Raw genomic sequence first — 26163 nt, 5'->3', positions numbered from 1 at the left:
TCCCGCCATGAGCATTTCCCAGCGCCTCCAGGACCTCGGCATCAGCCTGCCGCCGGTGGCCGTGCCGGCCGCCGCCTATGTGCCCTTCGTGCGCACCGGCAACCTGGTCTTCCTGTCCGGTCACATCGCCAAGAAGGACGGCAAGCCCTGGGTCGGCCAGCTCGGCCGCGACATGGACACCGCCACCGGCCGCGAAGCCGCTCGCGCCATCGCCATCGACCTGATGGGCACGCTGCAGGCCGCCGTCGGCGACCTGTCGAAGGTGCGCCGCATCGTCAAGGTCATGAGCCTGGTCAACAGCACGGCCGACTTCACCGAGCAGCACCTGGTCACCAACGGCGCCTCCGAGCTGTTCGCCCAGGTCTTCGGCGACCAGGTGGGCGCCCATGCCCGCAGCGCCTTCGGCGTCGCGCAGATCCCGATGGGCGCCTGCGTCGAGATCGAGCTGATCGCCGAGGTCGAGTGAATCCGCGCCCGCGCCTGCTGCTGGCGCTGATGGCGCTGGCCTGCTTCGCCAGCGTGGCCGGGGCGCTGTTCGCCCAGCATCACCTGGACATGCAGCCCTGCCCGTGGTGCATCCTGCAGCGCATTCTTTTCCTGCTGATCGGCACGGTCGCCGGCCTGGCGGCACTGCTGCCCGAGGCGGCGGGCGCCGCGCGGCTGTCGCGCCGGCTCTCGGGCGGGCTGATGCTGCTGCTGGCGCTGGCCGGCACCGCAGCGGCGCTCTACCAGCACTTCGTCGCCGCCAAGCTGCCCTCCTGCGACCTGACGCTGGCCGACCGGATCATTTCCGGCCTGGGGCTGGACGCCTGGCAGCCGGAGGTCTTCGAGGTGCGCGCCTCCTGCGCCGAGGCGGCGGTGTCGCTGCTGGGCGTGCCCTTCGAGCTGTGGAGCGCGGCGCTGTTCGTGCTGCTGGGCGCAGCCGCAGCCCGTCTTGCACGACAGGCCTGACGCGCTCGACCACGACAATGTGAAATACTTGGCAGAAACTGCCGCGTATTTCGCATGAAGACCTTTTTCCGTCGGCCCGCATCCCTGCTGTCAGGGCGCCTGTCCCCGCGTCGCGGGGGCTGGCTGACGGCGGCCGACACGGTCCAATTCCCGCATGAGCGAGCATGAGCTGAGCCGCATCGGCGCGGCGGAACAGGCCGAGCGGGTGGTGCAGCGTCTGATGCGCCGCTACAGCGCAGACACCCGCGGCCCGGCGCCGGACTCCAGCCAGGATCCGGCCTTCCGGCGCTGGCTGGCCCTGGCCAGCGGCATGATGCCCGCGGCGATGGAGCGCGCCGAGCCGACCCTGGCCGACACCCGCCTGATTCCCACCGGCGAGGCCCGCCGACGGCTGTGCGTGGCGCTGCGCACGCCCGACCAGGCCACCGCGCTGGTGCTGGCCGATCCCTTCGACCGCGCCGAGCGGCTCTGGATCGAGGCGCGTCTGCGCCAGGAGGGCCGACTGCGCACCCGCTGGTATGTGGCGCCGGCGCCGGCGCTGCTGGCCTTCGTCGAGCGGGTCGAGCAGGCCCGGCTCGAGCATGAGGTCAGCCGCTTCGGCGTGCGCGCGTCCCGCCATGACGATATCGGCGCGGCCGGCACGCCGGCGCTGGAGCCGCTCAACCGGCTGCTGCGTCTGGCCTTCGAGCGCGGCGCCAGCCATCTGCATCTGGACCTGCCGGCCCATGACCCGGCCGCCGCCTCGGTGCGGCTGCGCATCGACGGCCGGCTGCAGCCCGCCGGCCCGGCGCATCCGGACGACGAACGCCCCGCCCCGGCCGGCGAGATGCTGCATGCGCTGGCGGCGATGCTGGGCCCGCAGATCCTGCGCGACGGCCAGCTCGACATCGTCCAGGGCGGGCGCCCGCTGAGCCTGCCGGTCGAGATGCACCCCGGCCACATCGTGCTGCGGCTGCCGGACCGCGACGAGCGCCTGCCGCCGCCCTCGCTCGAGGCCCTCGGGCTGGCGCCGGCCACCTGTGCCGCGCTGCGCCGGTCGCTGCAGCCGGTCCACGGGCTGACGCTGCTGGTGGCGCCTCCCGGCCAGGGCCTGAGCACCCTGCTGCGGGCGCTGGCCGGACAAAGCCATCAGGAAGGCCAGCTCGCGCTGACGCTGGATGCCCCGGACCGCGATGCGGTCGAGCACGCCCTGAGGCGTGACCCCGACCGGCTGCTCATCGACCAGAGCGGCGAGATGAGCCCCGGCGCTGCCGAGCGGCTGGCCGATCTGGCGCTGGAGGGCCGGGCGCTGGTGCTGGCGGTGCGGGCGGTCTCGCCCTGGTCGGCCATCGAGCGGCTGCACCGCGCCGGCCTGCCACGCCAGGTGATCGGCCGCAGCCTCGGCGGGATGCTGGTGCAGCAGCTGCTGCCGCGGATCTGCCCGCACTGCGAAGGCAGCGGCTGCCCGGACTGCGAAGACAGCGGCCGGCTGGGCCGCTGCGTGATCGAGAGCTGGATCGACACCAGCCGCGCGCTGGCCGAGGCGATCGAGATCGGTGCGCCAGCCACCCGGCTCGACCGGCTGGCCCGGCAGCGACGCAGCCCCGGCATGGCCGAGCGGCTTCAGCAGCGGCTGCGCGCGGGCGAGATCGCGCAGGAGGATGCCGAGCGTGCCGCTCCGCTGGCGCCCTGAACTCTGGCTCGACCTGCGTGCACGCGGCTGCCAGGCCCGGCTCATCGGCGCGGGCTGGCGCGAGCGCAGCCTGGCCGCGGCCAGCGGCAGCGGGCGGGGCGCGGCCGCGCTGGGCGCGGCGCTGTCGGCGCTGCGCCTGGCCGATGTCGACGTGCTGCCGGGCCAGGCCCGGCTGCGGGTGGCCGACGAGTACCTGCTGCACCTGCTGCTGCACCATGACGGCTCGCGCGCCCAGGTCCGGCAGGAGGCACAGCAGCGCTTCCGGGCGGTGCTCGGCGACGGGGCACGCCATCTGATGCTGCTGCCGATGGGCCGCCAGCGCTGGCTCGCCAGCGCGCTCGAGGCGGCCGATCTGGCGACCTGGACCGAAACGCTTCAGCACGCCGGCCTGCGGGCCGGCCAGATCGAGCCGCTGCTGCATGCCGAATGGCAGCGGGTCGGCCGCCAGATCCGCGATGCCGACGCGGTGCTGGTGCTGCCGCGCGACGAAGGCGCGACGCTGCTGCGCCTGATCGACGGCGAGCCGGTCGATCTGGCCTGGGAGCGCTTCGACAGCGAGGACAGCGCCTCGCTGGAGCGCCGGGTGCGGGCCTTCGCCCGCCTGCCGCAGGGGCGCAGCCGCCGCCCGACCTGGGCACAGACCGGCAGCGGCGGCAGCCTCGCCGAGACCGACGATGCGCAGGTGATCTACCTGCTGCCCGAGAGCGGCACCCTGTGCCGCTATGTGCGCGAGCGCTCCGGCTCCGGCGGTGGAGCGGACGGCCTCGCCGGCTGATCGGCCGCGGCCGCGGAAGCAGCCGCAGTCGGCTCCGGCTCCTGCGGCGCCATCATCACCGCCACGCTGACCCGCAGCCCGCCGAGATCGGGCGAACGGTCGACCTGGATGTCGAGCTGCAGCGCCATCGCGATGCGCCGCACGATCGACCAGCCCAGGCCGCTGCCCGGACGGTCATTGCCGAGCGCGCGGAAGAAGCGCTCGCCCAGACGCTGCATATGCTCCGGCGACAGGCCGGGGCCGCTGTCCTCGACGATCAGCCGGGCACGGGGCGCGGGCGTTTCCGTGCCGTCGGGCATCGTCGCCGTCGAGGCCTCGGCCGCAGACGGGGGCAGCACGGTCACCCGCACCGTCGCGCCGGACGGGCTGTAGCGCAGCGCGTTGTCGATCAGGTTGCGCAGCAGCACCGCCAGCAGCGTGGGCTCGCCGCGCACCTGCAGCCAGCCCTCCTCCTCCGGCGCCTCGAACTGCAGGTCCTGGCCCTCCTCGAAGGCGGTGGAGGCGATCTCGACCACCTCGTCCCGGGCCAGCACCACCAGGTCGGCGCGGCCCTGGCGACACTGCGGCTCGGCCTCCAGCCGCGCCAGCGTCAGCAGCTGCTGCACCAGGCGGGTGGCGCGGTCGCAGCCCGCCAGCGTCGCCTGCAACGCATGGCGACGCGCGGCCGGATCGGCCACCGCCAGCGCGGCCTGAGCCTGCGCGCGGATGCCGGCGATCGGCGTGCGCAGCTCGTGCGCGGCGTCGGCAGTGAAGCGCCGCTCCGAGCTCAGCAGCGCATGGGTGCGGTCGAACAGCTCGTTGAGCGCCTGGATCAGCGGCAGCAGTTCGGCCGGCGCGTCGTCGATGCGCACCGGCGTCAGCTCAGCCGGATCGCGCGTGGCCAGCTCGCGCCCGAGCCGGTCCAGCGGCACCAGACCGAGCCGCACCGCCCACCACACGCTCAAGCCCAGCAGCGGCAGCGCCACCAGCAGCGGCAGCAGCGAGCTGCGCAGCACCGCCTCGAGAATCTCCTCGCGCGAATAGCCCAGCTCGCCGATCAGCACGATCGCGTCGGAGGCCTGGCGCGGCCGCGCGGCGTAGACCCGCCAGTCACGGCCCGACAGATGGGTGGCGTGAAAGCCCGGCACCAGCGGCGCCAGCGGCTCGGCCGGCGCATTCCAGGAATGCATTTCCAGCACGCCGTCGCGCCAGACCTGGAAGGCCACCCGCGGCGAGTAGCGATGCAGATTGGAGGCCGGCGGCAGCGCCGCCTCGCCGCCATCCTCGAGCTGCAGCGCGATCAGCAGCGCGGCCGACTGCGCCAGATGGCCGTCGAGCAGGCTGTCGAGCTCGCGCCGCGTATCGACCCAGGCCAGCACCGCCGCGAGCATCCACAGCATCGTCACCCCGGCCAGCACCCGGCCGAGCAGCCGCGCGCGCAGCGAGCTGCGCCGCAGCGGACGCACCGGGCTCACGAGGCCGCGAGCGGCACGCTGCCGGTGTCGGCGCCCGACTCGGCCTCGGCACCGGTCGCGCCCGCTTCCGGCTGAGGGGCTGGCGTCGAGGCCGCGAAGGCATAGCCGACCCCCCGCACCGTGCGGATCCGGTGCGAGCCGAGCTTGCGGCGCAGGTGGTGCACATGCACCTCGATGGTGTTGCTGCCGACCTCCTCGCCCCAGCCGTAGAGGTGGTTCTCGAGCTGCTCGCGCGTCAGTACCCGGCCCGGGCGCAGCATCAGCACATGCAGCAGGCTGAACTCGCGGCTCGAGAGCTTGACCGCCTCGCCGTCGGCCCAGACCTCGCGCGAGGCCGGCTGCAGATCGACGCCGTTGCTGCTGAGCCGGTCCTGCGCCTGGCCGTGCGAGCGGCGCACCAGCGCGCGCAGCCGCGCGGCCAGCTCATGCAGGTCGACCGGCTTGACGACATAGTCGTCGGCGCCGATGTCCAGCGCCTGGATGCGCTGGGGCACGCCGTCGCGCGCGGTCAGCACCAGCACCGGCGTGGCCACGCCGCGGTTGCGCAGGCTCTGCAGCACGTCGATGCCGTCGACCCGCGGCAGGCCCAGGTCAAGAATGGCGGCGGTATAGGTCTGGTTCAGCAGCTCGCGCTCGGCGGCCACGCCGTCACGCACCCAGTCGACCTGGAAGCCCAGGGCCCGCAGGCCGGCACGCAGACCGTCGCCGAGCAGCTGATCGTCTTCGGCAAGCAGCAGTCGCATGATGTGGAAAATTTCTCGGTGGACAGGCCCCGATCGTAGCGGCGAGCGATGAATCCCGGCTTAGTCGCCACGGCGGGAGGGGAAAAAAAAGGCCCTTCCGACGGAAGGGCCTGGAAGCCCGCGCCGCCGAAGCGGCACGGTGCGGGGGAACTGTGACGACATCCGGGTTGTCGTCGCCGGCGCCGGCAATCTTCATCGGCGCGTCTTTGATCATGCACGGAGACGACCAGTCTCGTGCATCAGATCACAGCTATTACAAATGGTACCAATCATCTCATCTGGCCGAGAGATTACCGGAGAAATCTTGGATTGCATTAAGCCCCGGAGCGCGGCGATGCGACTGCGGGCAGCAGAGGGGCCAGGCCCTGCACCTTCATCGTCGTCTCCAAGGCGCGCCCCTTGCGCGCGCGCCGGCCGACCCAGCCGGCCAGCGCGGCAGGCTTCAGGTCCTCGTCGCGCGGCTTGGCGCCGCGGCCCAGGCCGCTGACGCGCAGACCGCCCTCGCCCAGCACCGTCACCGCCAGCAGCGCATCGGCCTGCAGGTCGATGTCGGCCATCAGCATCAGGCCGCGGCCGCCGCCCGACTGGTGCTTGAGCTCGTCCAGCCCGAAGACCAGCAGCCGGCCGGTAGCGCTCAGGCAGGCCACGCGGGTGTGCGCGGCCTCCACCGACACGGGCGCGAACCACTGCTCGCCCGGCTCCAGCGTCAGGAAGGCCTTGCCGCCCTTGTTGCGCGCGAACAGGTCGCCCAGGCGCGCCAGCAGGCCGGTGCCGCCGCTGTGCGCCATCAGCAGCATCTGGTCGGCTGGCCCGGTCAGGTAATGCAGCACCTGCGTGCCCGGCTCCAGATCGATCAGCGAGGTGATCGGCGCGCCGTCGCCGCGCGCGCCCGGCAAGGCGCTGACCGCCACCGAATAGACGCGGCCGTTGCTCGCGCAGGCCACCAGCGTGTCGACGGTGCGGCACTCGAAGGTGCCGTGCAGCGCATCGCCCGCCTTGAACGCGAAGCCGGCCGGATCATGACCGTGGCCGGTGCGCGCGCGCACCCAGCCCTTCTGGCTGACGACGACGGTGACCGGCTCGTCGGCCACGCGGACCTCGGCCACGGCCTTCTTCTCGGCCTGGATCAGCGTGCGGCGCTCGTCGCCGTGCTGCTTGGCATCGGCCTCGATCTCGCGGATGACCAGCCGGCGCAGCGAGGCCGGGTTGCCCAGGATGTCCTCGAGCTTCGCCTGCTCGCCGCGCAGCTCGGCCAGCTCCTGCTCGATCTTGAGGGCCTCCAGCCGGGCAAGCTGGCGCAGGCGGATCTCCAGGATGTCCTCGGCCTGACGCTCGCTCAGGCGGAAGCGCGCGATCAGCGCGGCCCGGGGCTCGTCGCTCTCGCGGATGATGCGGATCACCTCGTCGAGGTTGAGCAGCACCCGCTGGCGGCCCTCCAGCACATGGATGCGCTCGCTGACCCGCTCGTGGCGGTGCGCGGTGCGCCGGCGCACCGTGTCGAGCCGGAAGCCGGTCCACTCGCGCAGCACCTGGCGCAGGCCCTTGGGCGTCGGGCGGCCGTCCAGCCCGATCATCGTCATGTTGATCGGCGCCGAGCTCTCCAGGCTGGTGTGCGCCAGCAGCGCGGTGATCAGCTCGCGCACCTCGATCGTGCGGCTGCGCGGCTCGAAGACCAGGCGCACCGCCGCCTCCTTGCCGGACTCGTCGCGCACGCCGTCGAGCAGCGCCAGCACCGCGCCCTTGAGCTGGACCTGCTCCGGGGTCAGTGCCTTCTTGCCGGCCTTGACCTTCGGGTTGGTGATCTCCTCGATCTCCTCGAGCACCTTCTGGCTGCTGGTGCCCGGCGGCAGCTCGGTGACCACCAGCTGCCACTGGCCGCGCGCGAGCTCCTCGATCTTCCAGCGCGCGCGCACCTTCAGCGAGCCGCGGCCGGTGCGGTAGGCCTCGCGGATCTCGGTCTCGCTGCTGATGATCTGGCCGCCGCCGGGATAGTCGGGGCCGGGCACCAGCGCGTGCAGCGCGTCGTCGCTCAGGTGCTCGTCGCGGATCAGCGCGACCGCCGCCGCGGCGACCTCGCGCAGGTTGTGGCTGGGCACCTCGGTGGCCAGGCCCACGGCGATGCCGCTGGCGCCGTTGAGCAGCACGAAGGGCAGGCGCGAGGGCAGCTGGCGCGGCTCCTCGGTCGAGCCGTCGTAGTTGGGCACGAAGTCGACCGTGCCCTCGTCGATCTCGTCGAGCAGCAGCCGCGCGATCGGCGCCAGGCGCGCCTCGGTGTAGCGCATCGCCGCCGCGCCGTCGCCGTCGCGGCTGCCGAAGTTGCCCTGGCCGTCGATCAGCGGATAGCGCAGCGAGAAGTCCTGCGCCATGCGCACCAGCGCGTCATAGGCGGCGGTGTCGCCGTGCGGGTGGAAGCGGCCGAGCACGTCGCCCACGACGCGCGCGCTCTTGACCGGCCGCGCGCCGCCAGTGGCGCCGTTGCTGGCGCGCTGCGTCGCCAGCCCCATGCGGTGCATCGCGTAGAGGATGCGCCGCTGCACCGGCTTCTGGCCGTCGCCGACATCCGGCAGCGCGCGGCCCTTGACGACGCTCAGCGCGTATTCGAGATAGGCCCGCTCGGCATAGTGCGCCAGCGTCAGCGCGTCATCGGCCGGGGTGGCGGGAGGAAGGGAGGAGAAGTCGATCGTCGTCTGGTCCATCGTCGGGCATCAGGCGTGCATGTGCACCTGGCGCCCGATTGTGCAGGACAACACGGGCCGGACCCGTGCATGCGTGCGATCCGCCTCGTCGAAGGGCTGCTCCAGCGCGGTGCAGCGCAGCGGCGCGTCCAGGTCGATGCGGTTCGAGGCCGGGTCGGCCGCGCAGCCGCGTGCGCGCTCGACCGGCTGCGGTGCCAACGGGGTCCAGTCGGCGCAGGTGTCGGCGAAGCTGGGCGGCAGCAGGTCGTCGCTGCGCAGGCCGGAAGTGCGCCTGGGGCGAGATGCCGCCACGCGCGCCTCCGCAGGCGTGGTCTCAGCCTTGGCCGCCACCACGCGCCGTCGCCGCGGCGTCGTCTGATCGCGATAGCGCTGCTGACGACTGCGCAGATGGCGCCGCCCCGAGAACAGCGCCACAAGCACCAGAATCAGCAGCAGCTGGACCAGCACCGAGATCATGCCCAGGCCCAGGTCATGGAAGGTCGAGAACATCACCAGCTCCTCGGGAATCCGCAGGACCCGACGACAAGCTGGCCAGGCAACGCCAGCCGAACGCCGGAAAAAGTCCTCCCTGAAGGTTTGTCGTGGGCCGGCGATCTGCGGGGGGGAAACAATCACCGGCATGCGCATGATCGGCCGGCGAGGCGGCCGGGGCACCGGTCCCGGGGCCGGGCCGGTACCCGACCAAGGTCGAGGCTCACCAGCTCGCGGCGTAGGAGTCGGGATCGAAGCGCGGATGGCGGGTGATGGCCCCGGTGTCGACGAACTCGAACTGATTGAGCTTGAGCTGGCGCAGCGTCATCAGCGTGACCGGGCTCCAGCGCTCGTCCGGATCGCCCTGCACGAAGAAGTCCGTCCCGATGTCGGCGACATACAGGCCGTACTTCTGCATCGCCCGCGCGATGGTGCGCGCCTGCGCGTTCCACCAGAACGGGATCTCGAAGTCGGCGCGCAGGCGCAGCAGCGCGCCGAACGGGATGCCCTCGGCGCGGGTGTTGCCGGCGGAATGGCGCGCCGGCCAGACATGGCGGCGATCGAGCACCGCATCGCGGAAGGTCACCCGCAGCGCATGGCGGATCACGCCGGACTCGACCTCCTCGGCGCGCAGCAGCAGCGGCAGGATCGGCAGGCCGGCGGCGTCGCCCGAGGTCCAGCCGTCCGGGCGCATCGCCAGCGAGCCCAGGTCCCAGGCGGCGGTCGCATAGGCGTTCCAGCGCCCGGCGCTGTCCTGGTAGCTGAAATAGCTCTCCCAGAGCCGGCAGGCGCCGCCCGCGCCCTTCTCCAGCACCAGCACATGGCGGTCGCCGCAGCGCGCCGGATCGTTGCAGTGGCCGCCCTCGACGCGGATCTGGCTGTCGAGCGGAAAGGGAAAGCGCCGCCGCGACGCGATGACGCTGTCGCAGGCCCGGATCGACACCTTGCCCTGCTCGATGACCGCGCAGTCGCTCTGGTCGGGCGCACCGGCGCCGTTGCCATCGCGCGGATCGACGATCGCATGACTGACCAGCGGCCAGCGGGTGCTGCGCTCGCTGCCGTCGACGACGTTCCAGGGCATGCCGTAGTACTTGCCGACCTGGTTCGGGTCGGTCTCGCGGCCCCAGTCGGGATGCAGCGGCCGGCCCGCGCCGATCATGCCGATCCATTCGGCGCTGCGGGCATGGGCGGGAAAGCGCATCACGTCGTCGATGCGCTGATTGAAGATCGCCTGCGGCGGGAACATCGTGCAGCCGGCCAGCACCGGCGCCGCGGCGGCCGGCTCGGCCGATGCCGACACGGCGGGCCACAGCGCAGACACGCCCAGCAGGAGCGCGGTCAGCGTCGGCCGGTGCTGAGGGGGAAGAATGGGGAGAAGGGATCGCAGGCGAGAGATCATGGAAGTCGATGCCACGGGCACGGGTGAGGAGTCGCGCCTGAGTATCGATTCCGGATCTCTCGCACGCCTGAACGGCTGCGCCCCGGAAACAAGGGGGAAATCTGGCAGATTTCCTGAATATCGAAAAAAAGTTCCTCCCTGCCAGTTATGTTCCCTGCGGGCCGTCCGCGGGGGAGTGGACATGCGGCCCGCGAGGAGAATTTTCAGACCGGGCACGCACGCACGCACCCGCCCAAAGCATGGCCCGGCGCATGAGCCTGCGCAGAGCCTGCGGGGGATCAGCCCGCCGGCGGCACCAGCCGGTGCTTGAGCGCCAGCAGCACCGCCTCGGTGCGGTTGCCCACGCCCAGCTTGGACAGGATGTTGGTGATGTGGAACTTGACGGTCGGCAGCGCGATGCGCAGCTGCTCGGCGATGTCCTGGTTGGTCAGGCCGCGCGCCATCAGCGCCAGCAGCTCGCGCTCGCGCTGGGTCAGGTCGGCGCCGGGCTGGCCGGGCTGCGAGGCCGCGATCAGCGCCTCGGTGGCCTCGGGCGAGAGCACCCGGCGCCCGCCGTGGGCAGCGCGGATGACATTGACCAGCTCCTGCGCTGAAGCCGTCTTGTTCAGGTAGCCGCTGGCGCCGGCCTGCAGCGCGCGCTGCACCTCGCCCGGCTCGGTCAGGCTGGTCAGGATGACAAAGCGGGTGGAGGGCAAGAGCGGGCGCAGCCGCGCCATCGCCTCGATGCCGTCCATCTGCGGCATCACCAGGTCCATCAGCACCACGTCGGGCGCCAGCTCCGGCGCGATGCGCACCGCATCCGCGCCATGTGCGGCCTCGCCAACCAGCTCGAAGTCGGCCTCGCCACGGACCATCGCGGCCAGACCGTTGCGGATCATCGGGTGGTCGTCGACGATGAGAATGCGCAGGCGCGCATGGGGGGCATTCATGGGCAAAGCTCTCTGTCTCTCGGAAGGGAGGAAGGGAGGAAGGAAAGAGGGTCAGATGTCGATCTCGACCGCGTCGCCGTGCAGCTCCATCAGCTCGCGCCGCGCCGCCGCCTCGCCCTTGCCCATCAGCCGGCCGAAGGAGCGGGTGGTGTCCGCCAGATCGACCGGCCCGAGCTCGACGCGCAGCAGCCGGCGGGTGTCGGGGTTGAGCGTCGTCTCCCAGAGCTGCTCGGCGTTCATCTCGCCCAGACCCTTGAAGCGGCTCACTGACCAGGCGCCCTCGCGCGCGCCTTCCTTGCGCAGCTTGTCGAGAATGGCCTGCAGCTCGCCCTCGTCGAGCGCGTAGAGCTTGGCCGCAGGCTTCCTGCCGCGCGCCGGCGCATCCACCCGGTAGAGCGGCGGGCGCGCGACGAAGACATGGCCGGCCTCGATCAGCTTCGGGAAATGGCGGAAGAACAGCGTCAGCAGCAGCACCTGGATGTGCGAGCCGTCGACGTCCGCGTCCGACAGGATGCAGATCTTGCCGTAGCGCAGGCCCGACAGGTCGGGCTGGTCGCCGGGGCCGTGCGGATCGACGCCCACCGCCACCGCGATGTCGTGGATCTCGTTGTTGGCGAACAGCCGGTCGCGCTCGACCTCCCAGGCGTTGAGCACCTTGCCGCGCAGCGGCAGGATGGCCTGCGTCTCCTTGTCGCGGCCCATCTTGGCGCTGCCGCCGGCCGAGTCGCCCTCGACCAGGAAGACCTCGTTGACCGCGATGTCGCGGCTCTCGCAGTCGGTGAGCTTGCCCGGCAGCACCGCCACGCCCGAGCCCTTCTTCTTCTCGACCTTCTGGCCGGCGCGCTGGCGCGCCTGCGCCTGGCGGATGACCAGCTCGGCGAGCTTGCGGCCATGCTCGACATGCTGGTTCAGCCACAGCTCCAGCGCCGGACGCACGAAGGCCGACACGAGCTTGAGCGCATCGCGGCTGTTCAGGCGCTCCTTGGTCTGGCCCTGGAACTGCGGGTCGAGCACCTTGGCCGACAGCACGAAGCTGGCGCGCCCGAAGACATCGTCGGGCATCAGCTTGACGCCCTTGGGGCAGAGCGCATGCAGCTCGATGAAGCCCTTGACCGCCTGGAACAGGCCGTCCTTCAGGCCGGCCTCGTGGGTGCCACCGGCCACCGTCGGGATCAGGTTGACGTAGCTCTCGCGCAGGCTGGCGCCCTCTTCCAGGAAGGCGACGCACCAGGAGGCGCCCTCGCCCTCGGCGAAGCTCTCGCTCTCGCCGGCGCCGGCGTGGCGCGCGCCCTCGAACAGCGGGATCAGCACCTCGCCGCCGAGGTTCTGCGCCAGGTAGTCGCGCAGGCCCGCCGCATAGCACCAGGTCTGGGTCTCGCCGCTCTTCTCGTGGTGCAGCGTGACGGTGACGCCCGGCATCAGGACCGCCTTGCTGCGCAGCAGGTGCATCAGCTCGCCGCGCGGCAGCTCCGGGCTCTCGAAGTACTTCGCGTCGGGCCAGACGCGCACCGTCGTGCCCTGCCTGCGGTCGCCGGAAGACGCCGGCCCGGCCGGGCGCACCGCCAGCGGCTCGATCACGTCGCCGCCGGAGAAGGCCAGCGTGGCGACCTGGCGCTCGCGCCAGACCGTCACCTGCAGCCGGGTGGACAGCGCGTTCGTCACCGACACGCCCACGCCGTGCAGGCCGCCGGAGAAGCTGTAGGCGCCGCCCGAGCCCTTGTCGAACTTGCCCCCGGCATGCAGCCGGGTGAAGACGATCTCGACGACCGGCACGCCCTCCTCGGGATGCAGGCCAAAGGGAATGCCGCGTCCGTCGTCCTCGACCGAGACCGAGCCGTCGGCATGCAGCGTCACGCCGATGCGCCGGCCGTGGCCGGCCAGCGCCTCGTCGGCGGCGTTGTCGAGCACCTCCTGCACGATGTGCAGCGGGTTGTCGGTGCGGGTGTACATGCCCGGGCGCTGCTTGACGGGCTCCAGGCCCTTGAGCACCCGGATCGAGGCCTCGCCATAGGCGGACGGGGCGGTGGACGCGGAGGAGTTCGCGGAATTCGTGGTCTTGGTGGCCATGGCGGGCGATTGTAGGCAGGTCGACCGCCGCGCCCGTCGTGGCGGCGACGGCCGGGGTTCGTGAATTTCGCTACAGTGTCCGGCCATGAGCACTGCCGTCCCCCCCTCCCCGCCCGGTCAGGCCGCCCGACTGTCGATGCACCAGGTCCTGCTGTGCGGGGCGCTGGTGGTGACGCTGTCGATGGGCATCCGCCACGGCTTCGGCCTGTGGCTGACCCCGATCACCATGGAGCGCGGCTGGACGCGCGAGACCTTCGCCTTCGCGATGGCGGTGCAGAACCTCGCCTGGGGCGTGGCCGGGCCGGTGGCGGGCATGCTGGCCGACCGCTTCGGCGCCTTCCGGGTGCTGGCGGGCGGCGCGCTGCTCTATGCGCTCGGTCTGGTGCTGATGGCGCTCTCGCCCACCGGCGCCACCTTCACCGCCAGCGCCGGCCTGCTGATCGGCATCGCCCAGTCGGGCACGACCTACGCGGTGGTCTACGGCATCATCGGCCGCCAGATCGACCCGGCGCGGCGCTCCTGGGCGATGGGCGTGGCGGCGGCCGCCGGCTCCTTCGGGCAGTTCCTGATGGTGCCGGTCGAGCAGTGGCTGATCGCCTCCTTCGGCTGGCAGCAGGCGCTGATGCTGCTGGGCGGCGCGGCGCTGGTGATCGCACCGCTGGCGCTGGGCCTGCGCGAGCCGGTGGCGCCGGGCGGCCCGGCACGTGCGCAGCAGAGCATCGGCGCGGCGCTGCGCGAGGCCTTCGGCTACCGCAGCTTCCAGTGGCTGATGGCGGGCTACTTCGTCTGCGGCTTCCAGGTGGTCTTCATCGGCGTGCACATGCCCAGCTACCTGAAGGACCACGGCCTGGCGCCCGAGGTGGCCACCACCGCGCTGGCGCTGATCGGCCTGTTCAACGTCTTCGGCACCTATGGCGCGGGCGTGCTCGGCCAGCGCCTGGCCAAGCGCCACATCCTCTCGACCATCTACCTGCTGCGCTCGGTGGCGATCGTGACCTTCCTGGCCGCGCCGCTGACGCCCGCCAGCGTCTACCTGTTCTCGGCCGTGATGGGCGTGCTGTGGCTGTCCACCGTGCCGCCGACCAATGCGGTCATCGCGCAGATCTTCGGCGTGCAGTACCTGTCGATGCTGGGCGGCTTCGTCTTCCTGAGCCACCAGGTCGGCTCCTTCCTGGGCGTGTGGCTGGGCGGGCGGCTCTATGACGCCACCGGCAGCTACGACGTCGTCTGGTGGCTGGCGGTGGCGCTGGGCGTGTTCGCGGCGCTGGCCAACCTGCCGGTGCGCGAGGGCCCGATCGCGCGCCCGGTCGCGCAGCCGGCCTGACATGCGCGCCCCGCAGCGCTGGGCCCTGCGCCTGCTCGCCGTCGGCGTGCTGGCGCTGGTGTTCATGAGCTATCTTCGCCCGTCGATGATCGTCGAGCTCGGCAACCGTCTCTGGAGCTGCTTCTGAATCCGTCGCTGTCCCCGTCCGCCTGGCCTCACGGCAGCGGCGCGCCCTCGTCCTGGATCACCCGCCACGCACCGCTGATCGCCGGACTGTCCACCGGCGCGCGGGTGCTCGACCTGGCCTGCGGCGCCGGCCGCCACGCACGATGGCTGGCCGCGCAGGGTGCGCAGGTCACCGCGGTCGACCGCGACACCGCCGCGCTGGCCACGCTCGCAGCCTCGGGCCTGCCCGGCATCACCCCGCTCGCGGCCGACCTGGAGCCGCTCGAGGGCACGCCCTGGCCGCTGGCGGGCCGGCAGTTCGATGCGGTCGTCATCACCAACTACCTCTGGCGGCCGCGCCTGGACGAGGCGGTCGCGCTGCTGGCGCCCGGCGGCGTGCTGCTGCACGAGACCTTCGCGCAGGGCCACGCCCGCTTCGGCCGGCCGAGCCGGCCCGACTTCCTGCTGCGCCCGGGCGAGCTGCTCGCGCTGGCGCAGCGCCATGACCTGACGGTGGTCGCCTACGAGGACGGCGTGCTGCCGGATCCGCCGCGACGGGTCCAGCGCATCGCGGCCCTGCGCAAGCCAGCCGAATTTCCCCCTCTTCCCGCCAGTTTAGAATTCACGGATCACAAGGACCTCAGCACATGAATCCGATCACAGGCAGCATCGTCGCCCTCGTCACCCCGATGCACGAGGACGGCAGCGTCGACTACCCCAGCCTGCGCCGGCTGATCGACTGGCACGTCGCCGAAGGCACGGCGTGCATCGGCGTCGTCGGCACCACGGGCGAATCGCCGACGGTGTCGGTCGAGGAGCACTGCGAGATCATCCGCGTCGCCGTCGAGCAGGCGGGCGGCCGCGTGCCGGTGATGGCCGGCGCCGGTGGCAACTCCACCCGCGAGGCCATCGAGCTGGCGAAGTTCGCCAAGCAGGTCGGCGCCGACTGCACGCTCAGCGTCGTGCCCTACTACAACAAGCCGTCGCAGGAAGGCATCTACCAGCATTTCCGGGCCATTGCCGAGGCGGTGGACATCCCGATGATGCTGTACAACGTGCCCGGCCGCACGGTGGCGGACATGCTGCCCGAGACCTCGCTGCGCGCCGCGCAGCTGCCCGGCGTCTTCGGCATCAAGGAGGCGACCGGCAACATCGAGCGCGCCGCCTGGCTGATCAAGCACGCGCCCGCAGGCTTCGGCGTCTACTCGGGCGACGACGGCACCGCCATCGCACTGATGCTGCTGGGCGGCCGCGGCAACGTGAGCGTCACCGCCAACATCGCGCCGCGCCTGATGGCGCAGCTGTGCCACGCCGCCGTCGAGGGCGACGTCAAGACCGCGCGCGACATCCACTTCCGCCTGGCCACGCTCAACAAGCTGCTGTTCGCCGAACCGAACCCGGTGCCGGTCAAGTGGGCGATGCAGCGCCTGGGCCTGTGCGGCGGCACGCTGCGCCTGCCGATGGTGCCGATGACCGACGCGCTGATGCCCGGCCTGGAAGCCGCGATGCGCGAAGCCGGCCTGCTCTGAGCCTCCGTCCTGTTTTCCCGAGGATGACGATGTCCCCGCTGTTCCTGCGTCCGGTCGCCCTCGGCACCGCAGCATTCACGCTCGCGCTGGCCGGTTGCACCACGACGACCGACTCCTTCCTGTCGAGCCGTGTCGACTACCGTGCAGCCGCCGCCACGCCGGCGCCGACGCTGCAGGTGCCGCCCGACCTGACCCAGCTCTCCGGCGATCCGCGCTACCAGCCGCCGGTGGGCGGCAGTGTCAGCGCCACCGCGCTGCAGTCCGCTGCAGCCGAAGTCGGCGGCAAGCCGCAGGCCGGCGCGTCCGCCACCACGATCGCACCGCAGTCCAGCGGCGATCTCCGCATCGAACGCTCCGGCCAGCAGCGCTGGCTGGTCACTCGCCAGACGCCCGAACAGCTCTGGCCGGTGCTGCGCCAGTTCTGGCAGGACAGCGGCTTTGCGCTGGCCAGCGATCTGCCCCAAGCCGGCGTCATGGAGACCGACTGGGCCGAGAACCGCGCCAAGCTGCCCGACGATCTGGTCAGCCGCACCGTCGGCAAGGTGCTCGATCGCCTGCGCGACACCGGCGAGCGCGACCGCTACCGCACCCGGGTCGAGCGCAACGGCGAGTTCACCGAGATCTACATCAGCCACCGCGGCCTGGAGGAGATCGCCACCGGCCCGAAGGAGCGCACCGAGACGCTGCGCTGGGTCGCCCGGCCCAGCGATGCCGGCCTCGAGGCGGAAATGCTGGCGCGGCTCATGGTGCGCCTGGGCAGCACGGACGAGAACGCGAAGCCCTCGGCCCAGGCGGTCGACAGCGCGCTGAAGACCGTCACCGCCGCACCGGCTGCAGCGCAGCGCGCCCGCCTGCTCGAAGGTCAGCCCGGTGCCGCGCTGGAGATCGACGACAGCCTGGAGCGCAGCTGGCGCCGCGTCGGCCTGGCGCTGGACCGCAGCAGCTTCACCGTCGAGGAACGCGATCGCGGCACAGGTCTCTACACCCTGCGCTATGTCGACCCGAAACTCGCCGGCAAGGAAGAGCCCAGCCTGCTGTCGCGCATGTTCGGTGCCCGCAAGGATGACCTCAGCGGCACACGCTACCGCCTGCGCCTGAGCGGCACCGGCGAGCGCACCCAGGTGGCGGTGCTCGACGAGCAGAGTCGCCCGGTGGCCGACGAAGGCGCACGCAGCATCGCGCAGCTGCTGGTCGGCGAACTGCGCTGACGAACTGCGCTGATCCAGGGCCTCGGCCCTTTTCCTTGTGCCCATGAGAATTCATGGGCCCATGAAAAAACCGCCCCAAGGGGCGGTTCTTTTTTCCAGAGCCGCACCATCCGGTGCGGCATCAGGACTTACTTCGAGGCAGCAGCGTCGACAGCGGCCGAAGCGGCTTCAACGACGGCCGAAGCGGCGTCGGTAGCAGCCGAAGCAGCGGCGTCAGCAGCAGCCGAAGCGGCCTCGACGACCGGAGCGGCAGCCGAAGCAGCAGCGTCAACGGCCGGAGCGGCCGGGGCTTCTTCCTTCTTGCCGCAGGCGGCCAGGGCAGCGGCAGCGATCAGGGCGGCCATCAGGAGCGACTTGTTCATGCTTTTTACCTCAGTCTGAGAGACAGAAAATTACCGGTAATTTCGGCTCGTCGGACTTGCGGCAAACCTGCCGCGGTCTTCACGCGCCATCTAGGAAACAGAAAGCTCGAGCATTTCTGCAACCAGCCTTCCATTATACAACATCAAACCTCGTGCTTCGCTGACGCGGAGCCCGCCGGGACTCATGCCGGGGGCACCATCATGTTGCAGCACAGCACCGTTATCGTAACGCCTGGGGCGAAAAAGCCGTTGACAGCCCTCCCGCCTGTTTCAATTACGCCACGATCGAGACGCCATCTCCGCGTCATGCCTGCGGATGGATCCAGCCGTCATCGCACCACTGCTCGAGCAGCGCGCGCAGCTCCGGGCTGGCTGCGGCGACCGCGGCGGCATCGAGATGACGCGCATCAGCGAGTCGATGCAGCACCTCGGCATCCTCGTCGGCTGCATGCCAGGAGTCGCCGTTCATGAAGATGTGCGCCTCGTCGTAGAGCATGATGCTGCGCGCGTCGAGCTGCACGCCGCAGTCCTCGGGCAGCGGATCCTCGGCGATCTCGAAGCTGACGTTCGCCTTCGGCTCGCTCAGGTACTCGCCCAGCGCGCGCGCCAGCGCCCCCGGCTCGTCGAGCACCCGGCGCAGCGCCGTTTCGGTGAACTGCAGCAGATCGGCCGGGATGCGCCCCGGCGCGGTGGTGGCGGGCTGCTGCGGATCGAGGTAGACGACCGGGCGGGTGCCGGCGTCCGACTCGTCCTCGATCGCGTCGGCCACCCGCAGCAGCGTCTCGCGCGCGAGCTCGCTGCGGTGCGGCGAGCGAAACCCCACCGAGCAGGTCATGCATTCGCCGCCGACCGCATCGCCGTCATGCGCCCAGCCCGGCGGCAGGTAGAGCATGTCGCCGGGCTCGAGCACCCATTCCTGCTCGAAGACGAAGTTCTCGATGATCTTGACCGGCAGGCCCTCGCGCAGCCGGGCGTCGGGCATGCGGCCGATGCGCCAGCGCCGCCGCCCCGCCACCTGGATCAGGAAGACGTCGTAGGAATCGAAGTGCGGACCGACGCCGCCGCCCTCGGCCGCCCAGGAGATCATCAGGTCGTCCAGACGCGCCTGCGGCACGAAGCGAAAGCGCGTCAGCAGCGCCTGCGCAGCCGGCACATGCAGGTCCAGGCCCTGCACCAGCACCGTCCAGTCGCGCTGCTTCAGCGGCGGCAGGTTGCGCCGCGCGAGCGGACCGCGCTGCAGCGACCAGTCGGCGTCATCGCCCTGGCCGTGGCGCACCACCAGGCGCGACTCGACCTCGTCGCTCTCGGCCAGACGGAACAGGTCGGCGCGGCTGATCGGCGGCTGCACGCCGGGCAGCGCCTGGCGCACCAGCAAGGGCTGGCGCTGCCAGTGCGTGCGCATGAAGTCGGCCGCGCTCAGGCCGCCGAGCAAGGCGACAGGCTGGTCGATCGGAGCGACCGCAGGATCGGGATGGCAGGAGGCGGAAACAGGATTCGTGTTCATCCGCGCATTGTGCCGGTGCGTGACGGACGCACGCCTTGAGCCGATCGGCATGCGATGATTGCGCCCATGCAGATCCAAGCCCCCTGCGTCGTCAGCCTGAGCTGGCGACTCGAAGATGCCCATGGCCAGCTCATCGACGACCTGGCCGAACCGCTCGAATTCCTCGTCGGCGGCGACGACCTTTTCCCGAAGGTCGAGGAAGCCCTGGCCGGCCAGGGCGAAGGCCATGAGATGACGCTGCATCTCGAGCCCGAACATGCCTTTGGCGACTACAACGCGCAGCTGGTGTTCTTCGAGGAACGCGCGATCTTCCCGGAGCATGTCGAGGTCGGCATGCGCTTCGAGGGCCCGCCACCCGGCAGCACCACGCCAGACCTGCCCGCCGACGTGATCTATTCGGTCACCGAGGTCTACGACACGCATGTGGTGCTCGACGGCAACCATCCGCTGGCCGGCATCGCGCTGGTGCTGCAGATGAAGGTGCACGCGGTGCGCGAGGCCACCGACGAGGAGATCGAGAACGGCGGCGTCGGCGGCGAGAGCGCGGTCAGCCTGACCGATCTGGCCCCGCCCGGCGCCACGCTGCACTGAGCAGGATCGGCAGGCCGGCTCAGCCCTTGGCGGCCACGCCGGTCGAGCCGAAGCCGCCCTGGCCGCGCGCGCTGTCGCCGCTGAACTCGGCCACCACCTTCAGGCGCGGGCGCACCACCGGCACGAACAGCAGCTGCGCGATGCGGTCGCCCGGCTCGATGACGATGGCCTCGCCGGCCGGATTGCGGTTCCAGACGCTCACGTAGATCTGGGCCATGTAGTCGGCGTCGATGATGCCGGTGCCATTGCCCAGCACCAGGCCCTTCTTGTGGCCCAGGCCCGAGCGCGCCACGATCATCGCGAAGAAGGCGTCGGAGTCCATGTGCATCGCCAGGCCGGTCGGCACCAGCTGCGCGGCGGCCTGCGGCTCGATGCGCAGCGGCGCATCCAGGCAGGCGATCAGGTCGATGCCCGCGGCCAGGTCGGTCTGGTAGCGCGGCAGGCCCCAGGCGTGCAGGCGCTCGTCGAGGATGCGGACCTCGATCTCGGGGGCAAAAGTGGAGGCAGGAGAGACGTTCATCCGGCGGATTATCGCCGGCCGTCCCCGGCCGGCTCCTGCGGCCGGACCACCACCTTGCCGACCACCTGGCGCGCGGCCATGCGCGCGATCGCGTCGCGCGCGCCCTGCAGCGGCAGGCGCTCGCTGATGAAGGGATTCAGCCGCCCCTGCACGACGCCCTCGGCGAGCTGGCGCATGTTCAGCGCATGCTGCGCCGGATCGCGTCGCACCGCGTCGCCCCAGAACACCCCGAGGATCTGGCGCTCCTTCAGCAGCGCCAGGTTCAGCGGCGGGCGCGGGATCTCGCCGGACGCGAAGCCCACCACCAGGTAGCGCCCCCGCCAGGCAGTGGCACGCAGCGCCGCCTCGGTCAGGGCACCACCGACCGGGTCGCAGACCACCTGCGCGCCCTGCCCGCCCGTCAGCGCCTCGACACGGCGGCGCAGATCCTCGCGGCTGTAGTCGATCAGCTCGTGCGCGCCATGCTGGCGGCACAGCGCCAGGCGCTCGGCGCTGGAAGCGGCGGCGATCACCCGCGCGCCGAGGTCGCGCGCGATCTCGATCGCCGCCAGCCCGACGCCGCCGGCCGCGCCCAGCACCAGCAGCGTCTCGCCCGGCTGCAGGCGCGCCACGTCCTTCAGCGCATGCAGCGAGGTGCCGTAGGTCAGCACCAGCGCGGCGCCGGTGTCCATGTCCATGCCCTCGGGCAGCGGCAGCAGCTGTGCGGCCGGCACGATCGCCTGCTCGGCGAAGCCGCCGTGGCCGCAGAAGCTCAGCACCCGCTGACCCAGCCGCCAGTCGCTGACGCCCTCGCCCACCGCGACGATCGTGCCGGCCAGTTCGGCACCCGGCGAGAACGGCAGCGCCGGGCGGACCTGGTAGAGGCCCTGGACGATCAGCGCGTCGGGAAAGTTCAGCGAGGCGGCCTCGACGCGGACCCGTACCTCGCCCGGACCGGGCTCGGGCACCGGCACCGTCTCGACCTGGAGGTCGGCGATCGGGCCGAAGGCGTGACAGATCAAGGCGCGCATGGTGGCGGACATCGGCGAGGCTCCGGGCAGCGTGGGAGGACGGGAGCGCAGTCTGTGCGCAGACCGGCCGCTGGTGCTGACACCCGAGCGACAGGCCAGGGAAAGCGCGGAGCCGGATGCCAGAAGCGCCGAGGATCAGCCGCCGAAGATCACCTGCCCGAGCCGCCAGCCCAGCGCCACCGCCGCCAGCGCGCCCAGCAGGTGCGCGGCGCTGTGCAGCAGCGCCAGCGGCACCTGCCCCGCCTGCAGCAGCAGCAAGGACTCCCCCGAGAACGACGAGAAGGTCGTCAGTCCGCCCAGGAAGCCGGTGACGATCAACAGTCGGCTGTTAGTTTCTTCTGGATGAAGGCGAAACCAGACAATGGCCAGACCGATCAAGAAGCCGCCGACCAGGTTGACCAGCAGCGTGCCCATCGGAAAGCCCGCGACGACCAGGCCCAGCCGCAGCGAGGCCTGCCAGCGCAGGATCGCGCCCAGCGCGGCGCCCAGCGCGACCGCGCCGGTCTGGAGCGCGACCGCGCCCAGGCTCACGGCGTGCCGGCCGGCGAGGCGTTCGTGCTGGCGATGCCCCAGCGCGCCAGCGCGCGCTCGTCGCTGACGCGCGCATCGACCCAGCGCGCGCCCTCGGCGGTCGTCTCCTTCTTCCAGAACGGCGCCTCGGACTTGAGCCAGTCCATCAGGAACTCGCAGGCCTGGAAGGATTCGCCGCGGTGCATCGAGCTGACCGCCACCAGCACGATCTGGTCGCCGATGGCCAGCGGGCCGACGCGGTGCACCACCCGCGCGGCGCGGATGTCGAAGCGACGCAGCGCCTCGTCGATCATCGCCTCGATGGCGCGCTCGGTCATGCCGGGATAGTGCTCGAGCTCCATCGCGCTGACCGAAGCGCTGTCCGGGTCGGGCTGGCCGGCGTGGCGGTCGCGCACCGTGCCGATGAAGGTGGTGACCGCGCCGACCGCGCCGTCGCCGGCCCGCAGCGCGGCGACCTCGGCGGAGAGGTCGAAGTCCTCGGTCTGGATGGCGACCCGCGGGCGCGCAGGCGTGGTGCTCATCGCCTCAGCCTCCGGTGACCGGCGGGAAGAAGGCCACCTCGGCGCCGTCGGCGATCTCGGCGGTCTCGGCGCACATCGTCTGGTTCAGCGCGGCGCGCAGGGCGCGGCCACGGGCCAGCGCCTCGGCATACGCATCGCCGCGCGCGATCAGCCGGTCGCGCAGCGCGCCGACCGTCAGCGCCGGTGCCCCCGGCTCCAGCACCAGCGTCTCGCCCGCGCCCAGGGCCTCGCGCAGCGAGGCGAAATAGCGGATCTGGATCGTCATCGCTCAGGTCTCCGGGTTCAGTTCAGCGCGGCCAGCGGGATGAAGCGCACCGTCTCGCCCGCGGCGATCGCCTGACCGGCGGCGATGTCGACCAGGCCCTCGGCCCAGACCGCCGAGGTCAGCACGCCCGAGCTCTGGTTCGGGAAGAGCTGCACGCGGCCGTCCTCGCCCACGCGCGCACGCACGAACTCGCGGCGGCGGTCGGGCCGGGGCCAGTCGAAGCCGGCCGGCAGCGGCAGCGCCGGCAGCCGCGCCGCCTGGACGGCCGGCACGCCCTGCAGCGCCAGCAGCAGCGGGCGCACCGTCAGCAGGAAGGTCACGAAGACCGACACCGGATTGCCCGGCAGGCCGATGAAGGCCGCCTCGCCGGCGCCGTCCGGGCGGCGCACCGCGCCGAAGGCCAGCGGCTTGCCCGGCTTCATCGCTACCTGCCACAGCGACAGGCGGCCCTCGGCCTCGACCGCGGGCTTGAGGTGATCCTCCTCGCCGGCGGAGACGCCGCCAGAGGTGACGATCAGGTCATGGCCGGCGGCCGCCTCGCGCAGCGCCGCGCGGGTGGCCTCGCGGCGGTCGGGCACGATGCCGAGGTCGTCGACCTCGCAGCCCAGCGCCTGCAGCAGGCCGCGCAGCGTGTAGCGGTTGGAGTTGTAGATGGCGCCCGGGCGCATCGCCTCGGGCGCGACCTCACCCGGCATCACCAGCTCGTCGCCGGTCGAGAAGACGGCCACGCGCGGCCGGCGCGCGACCGCGAGCGTGGCCGCGCCCACCGAGGCGGCCAGGCCAAGCGCGGCCGGCGTCAGCCGGGTGCCGGCGGCCAGCACCACCGCGCCGCGCGCGACATCCTCGGCGCGGCGGCGCACCCATTGGCCCGGCGCGGGCACCTGGTTGATGCGCACCGTGCCGTCGGGCAGCGCCTCGCAGACCTCCTGCATCACCACCGCGTCGGCGCCGGCGGGCACCTGCGCGCCGGTGAAGATGCGCGCAGCGCTGCCGGGCTGCAGCGGCTCGCCGACCACGCCGGCGGGAATGCGCTGCGACACCGGCAGCACCGTGCCCTCGCGCGGCACGTCGGCGGCGCGCATCGCGTAGCCGTCCATCGAGGTGTTGTCGGCCGGCGGCACGTCCAGCAGCGAGACGACATCGGCGGCCAGCACGCGGCCGAGCGCGTCGGCGGTCGGCACGGTCTCGGACGCGGCGGCGCAGACCGGCGACAGGCCGTCCAGCAGGGCCGCAAGCGCCTCGTCGAGGCTGCGCAGCGCGGAGCGGCGCGGAGCCTCAGCCGAGCTCGGGATCGGGGGCGTGGTACTCATGGCGGGAAGGATCGCTGCGAAGGAAATCGGCCAGCGCCCCGGCGTCGGCCTCGTCGAGGTCGAAGCGCGGCAGGCCGCAGGGATGGGGCAGCGCGTCGGCGGCAGGCACCGCCAGCGCGACGACAAACGGATCGTCCGGATAGAGCGGCCGCGCACCATGCGCGGCGCGCCAGACCTCGATCTTGGGCAGGTCGGCGTGCTTGAAGCCCTCGACCAGCACCCAATGCTCCAGGCCCAGCGCCGAGAGATCGCTCAGCTCGGCCAGCATCTGGTGCACCGAGAGCTCGGCCTCGACCTCGAACTCGCGCATCAGCGCCAGCCGCTGACCGTTGGCGACCAGCACCTCGAAGGCGCCGGCCTCGCGGTGGCGGAAGCTGTCCTTGCCGGGGCGGTCGATGTCGAAGCGCTTGTGCGCATGCTTGACCACCGAGACGCGGCAGCCGCGCGCCTTCAGCGCACGGATGAGCTTCTCGGCCAGCGTGGTCTTGCCGGAGTTCGAGGCTCCGCACAGTCCGATGACCTGCATCGTGGCCGGGCCCGGACGCTCAGAGCGGCACGTGGTCGCGCAGGTACTGCTTGACGACCTGCGTGTCGGCCGGCACCACCTGGAAGCGCTTCGGGCGCGATTCCAGATCAGCCAGAGCCGCCGGGCGCGGCGCCTTGACCTCGGTGCCCAGCGCCTCGGCGATCGTGCCCTCGAACTTGGCCGGCAGCGCCGTCTCCAGCACGATCATCGGCACGCCCGGCTCGATCAGCTCGCGCGCGACCTTCACGCCGTCGGCGGTGTGGGTGTCGATCAGCACGCCCTGGCCTTGGTAAGTGGCGCGGATCGTCGCCAGGCGGTCGGCGTGGGTCGAGCGGCCGGCCTGGAAGCCGTAGCCTTGCACGCGGGCGAATTCCTCGGCCGTGAGCGTGAAGACGCCGTCCTTCGACAGCGCCGCGCCGAACAGCGCCTGGGTGCGCGCGCCGTCGCGCTCGACCAGATCGCAGATGAAGCGCTCGAAGTTCGAGGCCTTCGAGATGTCCATCGACGGGCTGGAGGTCTCGTAGGTCTCGCTGCTTGCGCGCACGCGGTAGGTGCCGGTGCGGAAGAACTCCTCGAGCACGTTGTTCTCGTTGGTGGCCACGACCAGGTGCTTGACCGGCAGGCCCATCTGCCGCGCCACATGGCCGGCGCAGACGTTGCCGAAGTTGCCCGACGGCACGGTGAAGCTGACCTGCTCGTCGTTGCTCTTCGTGGCCTGGAAATAACCGGCGAAGTAGTAGACGACCTGGGCCAGCAGGCGCGCCCAGTTGATCGAGTTGACGGTGCCGATGCGGTAGGCGCGCTTGAACTCGAGGTCGTTGGAGACCGCCTTGACGATGTCCTGCGCGTCGTCGAACACGCCTTCGACCGCCAGGTTGTGGATGTTCTCGTCCTGCAGGCTGAACATCTGCGCCTGCTGGAAGGGGCTCATGCGGCCGTGCGGGCTGAGCATGAAGACGCGCACGCCCTTCTTGCCGCGCATCGCGTACTCGGCCGCGCTGCCGGTGTCGCCCGAGGTCGCGCCCAGGATGTTGAGCTGCTCGCCGCGGCGGCCCAGTTCAAACTCGAACAGGTTGCCCAGCAGCTGCATCGCCATGTCCTTGAAGGCGAGCGTCGGGCCATTCGACAGGCCTTCGAGGAACAGGCCCGGCTCCAGCGGCGTGACCGGCGTGATCGCGGCGGTGCCGAACACCTCGGCCGTGTAGGTCTTGTCGACCAGCGCCTTCAGGTCCAGCGGCGGGATGTCATCGATGTAGAGCGACAGGATCTCGAAGGCCAGCTCGGCATACGACAGGCCGCGCCAGCGCGCCAGCTTGGCCGCATCGATCACCGGATAGCTGACCGGCAGGTACAGGCCGCCGTCGGGCGCCAGGCCCTCCAGCAGGATCTCGCAGAAACGGCGGGGGGTCTGGTCGCCTCGGGTGCTGATGTATTTCACTTGGAGTCGTCGGGACGGGGGTCGGGAAAAGCGTTCTTGCCGGTATCGAGCAGGTTCTGCATGGAGGCGAGTCGATCGGCATAGACCGTCACCTGAGGACACCGCTGCACCAGCGCAGCATAGATTGTCGCCGCTTCTGACAGCAGGCTGGTGTCGGCGGGCTCTCGCACCGTCGCCAAGCGCACCATTGATGTCGCCAGATCCTCCAGCGCCTCCGGCGTCCCGCCCAGCCTCTCCACCAGCTCCCGGCTTATCCCCAGGC

At 71.6% G+C, this 26163-nt stretch carries 28 protein-coding genes; 10 read left to right on the top strand and 18 right to left on the bottom strand.

Going from position 1 to position 26163, the window contains the following annotated elements; all coding sequences use genetic code 11:
* Positions 1-7: 7 nt before the first annotated feature.
* From BW996_RS19445 to BW996_RS19430, 4 genes are all read left to right on the top strand, one after another.
* On the top strand, positions 8-466 hold the full coding sequence (locus BW996_RS19445; RefSeq protein WP_037480438.1) for a RidA family protein: 459 nt from the start codon (positions 8-10) through the stop codon (positions 464-466).
* Entirely contained in the window at positions 463-951 is a 489-nt protein-coding gene (locus BW996_RS19440; protein ID WP_037480435.1) for a disulfide bond formation protein B, read from the top strand. Before BW996_RS19445 ends, BW996_RS19440 begins: the two co-directional genes overlap by 4 nt.
* Positions 952-1105: 154 nt before the next feature.
* Positions 1106-2623, top strand: a complete 1518-nt coding sequence (locus BW996_RS19435) for an ATPase, T2SS/T4P/T4SS family (RefSeq protein ID WP_037480433.1) — start codon at positions 1106-1108, stop codon at positions 2621-2623.
* The gene (locus tag BW996_RS19430; protein WP_139330958.1) at positions 2601-3398 is read left to right on the top strand and encodes a hypothetical protein; all 798 of its coding nucleotides are present in this window, start codon (positions 2601-2603) and stop codon (positions 3396-3398) included. The genes BW996_RS19435 and BW996_RS19430 overlap by 23 nt, the downstream gene beginning before the upstream one ends.
* On the opposite strand, the gene BW996_RS19425 is transcribed toward BW996_RS19430, so the two are convergent.
* The 7 genes from BW996_RS19425 to BW996_RS19395 form a co-directional block, all read right to left on the bottom strand.
* Positions 3344-4852 (bottom strand): ATP-binding protein, encoded by a 1509-nt coding sequence (locus BW996_RS19425; protein WP_076459061.1) that lies wholly within the window; start codon positions 4850-4852, stop codon positions 3344-3346. The genes BW996_RS19430 and BW996_RS19425 overlap by 55 nt on opposite strands.
* Positions 4849-5595, bottom strand: a complete 747-nt coding sequence (locus BW996_RS19420) for a winged helix-turn-helix domain-containing protein (RefSeq protein WP_051631786.1) — start codon at positions 5593-5595, stop codon at positions 4849-4851. The genes BW996_RS19425 and BW996_RS19420 overlap by 4 nt, the downstream gene beginning before the upstream one ends.
* 314 nt (positions 5596-5909) lie before the next feature.
* Positions 5910-8291 carry a DNA topoisomerase IV subunit A gene (gene parC, locus BW996_RS19415; RefSeq protein WP_037480428.1) on the bottom strand — a complete coding sequence of 794 codons (2382 nt, stop codon included), beginning with the start codon at positions 8289-8291 and terminating at the stop codon, positions 5910-5912.
* 9 nt (positions 8292-8300) lie between these two features.
* Positions 8301-8780 (bottom strand): hypothetical protein, encoded by a 480-nt coding sequence (locus BW996_RS19410; protein ID WP_037480426.1) that lies wholly within the window; start codon positions 8778-8780, stop codon positions 8301-8303.
* A 205-nt stretch (positions 8781-8985) separates the two neighbouring features.
* Positions 8986-10161 carry a hypothetical protein gene (locus BW996_RS19405; protein WP_139330957.1) on the bottom strand — a complete coding sequence of 392 codons (1176 nt, stop codon included), beginning with the start codon at positions 10159-10161 and terminating at the stop codon, positions 8986-8988.
* A gap of 278 nt (positions 10162-10439) precedes the next feature.
* The gene (locus BW996_RS19400; RefSeq protein ID WP_037480423.1) at positions 10440-11090 is read right to left on the bottom strand and encodes a response regulator; all 651 of its coding nucleotides are present in this window, start codon (positions 11088-11090) and stop codon (positions 10440-10442) included.
* A 51-nt stretch (positions 11091-11141) separates the two neighbouring features.
* The gene (locus tag BW996_RS19395; RefSeq protein WP_037480420.1) at positions 11142-13157 is read right to left on the bottom strand and encodes a DNA topoisomerase IV subunit B; all 2016 of its coding nucleotides are present in this window, start codon (positions 13155-13157) and stop codon (positions 11142-11144) included.
* 85 nt (positions 13158-13242) lie between these two features.
* Between BW996_RS19395 and BW996_RS19390 the strand changes: the two genes are divergently transcribed.
* Genes BW996_RS19390 through bamC form a run of 5 tightly spaced genes read left to right on the top strand, consistent with a single transcriptional unit; the run spans position 13243 to position 17323 of the window.
* Positions 13243-14481, top strand: coding sequence for an MFS transporter (locus tag BW996_RS19390; RefSeq protein WP_051631784.1), 1239 nt, complete (start codon positions 13243-13245; stop codon positions 14479-14481).
* A gap of 1 nt (position 14482) precedes the next feature.
* Positions 14483-14608, top strand: a complete 126-nt coding sequence (locus BW996_RS22410; RefSeq protein WP_259373349.1) for a hypothetical protein — start codon at positions 14483-14485, stop codon at positions 14606-14608.
* Between the two features lie 8 nt (positions 14609-14616).
* The gene (locus BW996_RS19385; protein WP_076459060.1) at positions 14617-15237 is read left to right on the top strand and encodes a class I SAM-dependent methyltransferase; all 621 of its coding nucleotides are present in this window, start codon (positions 14617-14619) and stop codon (positions 15235-15237) included.
* Positions 15234-16115: a 4-hydroxy-tetrahydrodipicolinate synthase gene (gene dapA / locus BW996_RS19380; RefSeq protein ID WP_037480414.1), complete on the top strand. Its 882-nt coding sequence runs from the start codon at positions 15234-15236 to the stop codon at positions 16113-16115. Before BW996_RS19385 ends, dapA begins: the two co-directional genes overlap by 4 nt.
* 29 nt (positions 16116-16144) lie before the next feature.
* Positions 16145-17323 (top strand): NlpB/DapX family lipoprotein, encoded by a 1179-nt coding sequence (bamC, locus tag BW996_RS19375; protein WP_241461919.1) that lies wholly within the window; start codon positions 16145-16147, stop codon positions 17321-17323.
* A 128-nt stretch (positions 17324-17451) separates the two neighbouring features.
* Here bamC and BW996_RS21835 read toward each other — a convergent pair whose 3' ends face one another.
* Positions 17452-17667 (bottom strand): hypothetical protein, encoded by a 216-nt coding sequence (locus tag BW996_RS21835; RefSeq protein ID WP_375131356.1) that lies wholly within the window; start codon positions 17665-17667, stop codon positions 17452-17454.
* A 322-nt stretch (positions 17668-17989) separates the two neighbouring features.
* On the bottom strand, positions 17990-19189 hold the full coding sequence (locus BW996_RS19365; RefSeq protein WP_051631782.1) for a cupin domain-containing protein: 1200 nt from the start codon (positions 19187-19189) through the stop codon (positions 17990-17992).
* 66 nt (positions 19190-19255) lie between these two features.
* On the opposite strand from BW996_RS19365, the gene BW996_RS19360 reads away from it, so the two are divergent.
* Positions 19256-19780 carry an FKBP-type peptidyl-prolyl cis-trans isomerase gene (locus BW996_RS19360; RefSeq protein WP_037480408.1) on the top strand — a complete coding sequence of 175 codons (525 nt, stop codon included), beginning with the start codon at positions 19256-19258 and terminating at the stop codon, positions 19778-19780.
* Positions 19781-19799: 19 nt separating this feature from the next.
* Here the strand turns inward: BW996_RS19360 and dut are convergent, their stop codons facing one another.
* From dut to BW996_RS21830, 9 genes are all read right to left on the bottom strand, one after another.
* Positions 19800-20300, bottom strand: coding sequence for a dUTP diphosphatase (gene dut / locus BW996_RS19355; RefSeq protein ID WP_037480406.1), 501 nt, complete (start codon positions 20298-20300; stop codon positions 19800-19802).
* A gap of 8 nt (positions 20301-20308) precedes the next feature.
* Positions 20309-21310, bottom strand: coding sequence for an NADPH:quinone oxidoreductase family protein (locus tag BW996_RS19350; protein WP_037480448.1), 1002 nt, complete (start codon positions 21308-21310; stop codon positions 20309-20311).
* Between the two features lie 135 nt (positions 21311-21445).
* The gene (crcB, locus tag BW996_RS19345; protein WP_375131353.1) at positions 21446-21841 is read right to left on the bottom strand and encodes a fluoride efflux transporter CrcB; all 396 of its coding nucleotides are present in this window, start codon (positions 21839-21841) and stop codon (positions 21446-21448) included.
* The gene (locus BW996_RS19340; protein WP_037480404.1) at positions 21838-22362 is read right to left on the bottom strand and encodes a molybdenum cofactor biosynthesis protein MoaE; all 525 of its coding nucleotides are present in this window, start codon (positions 22360-22362) and stop codon (positions 21838-21840) included. Before BW996_RS19340 ends, crcB begins: the two co-directional genes overlap by 4 nt.
* Before the next feature lie 4 nt (positions 22363-22366).
* Complete coding sequence (locus BW996_RS19335) at positions 22367-22627, bottom strand: MoaD/ThiS family protein (protein ID WP_037480401.1); 261 nt, start codon at positions 22625-22627, stop codon at positions 22367-22369.
* 17 nt (positions 22628-22644) lie between these two features.
* On the bottom strand, positions 22645-23937 hold the full coding sequence (locus tag BW996_RS19330) for a molybdopterin molybdotransferase MoeA (RefSeq protein WP_051631781.1): 1293 nt from the start codon (positions 23935-23937) through the stop codon (positions 22645-22647).
* On the bottom strand, positions 23903-24463 hold the full coding sequence (mobB, locus tag BW996_RS19325) for a molybdopterin-guanine dinucleotide biosynthesis protein B (protein ID WP_037480398.1): 561 nt from the start codon (positions 24461-24463) through the stop codon (positions 23903-23905). The genes BW996_RS19330 and mobB overlap by 35 nt, the downstream gene beginning before the upstream one ends.
* A 19-nt stretch (positions 24464-24482) precedes the next feature.
* Positions 24483-25901: a threonine synthase gene (thrC, locus tag BW996_RS19320; RefSeq protein WP_037480395.1), complete on the bottom strand. Its 1419-nt coding sequence runs from the start codon at positions 25899-25901 to the stop codon at positions 24483-24485.
* Positions 25898-26163: hypothetical protein (locus BW996_RS21830; protein WP_175619149.1), on the bottom strand; the 266-nt coding region annotated here is incomplete at its 5' end. The genes BW996_RS21830 and thrC, both read right to left, overlap by 4 nt.

Origin of the sequence: Sphaerotilus natans, from assembly GCF_900156335.1 — a bacterium.
Classification (GTDB): Bacteria; Pseudomonadota; Gammaproteobacteria; order Burkholderiales; family Burkholderiaceae_C; genus Sphaerotilus; species Sphaerotilus natans.
This window is presented reverse-complemented; position numbering and strand designations above follow the sequence as displayed.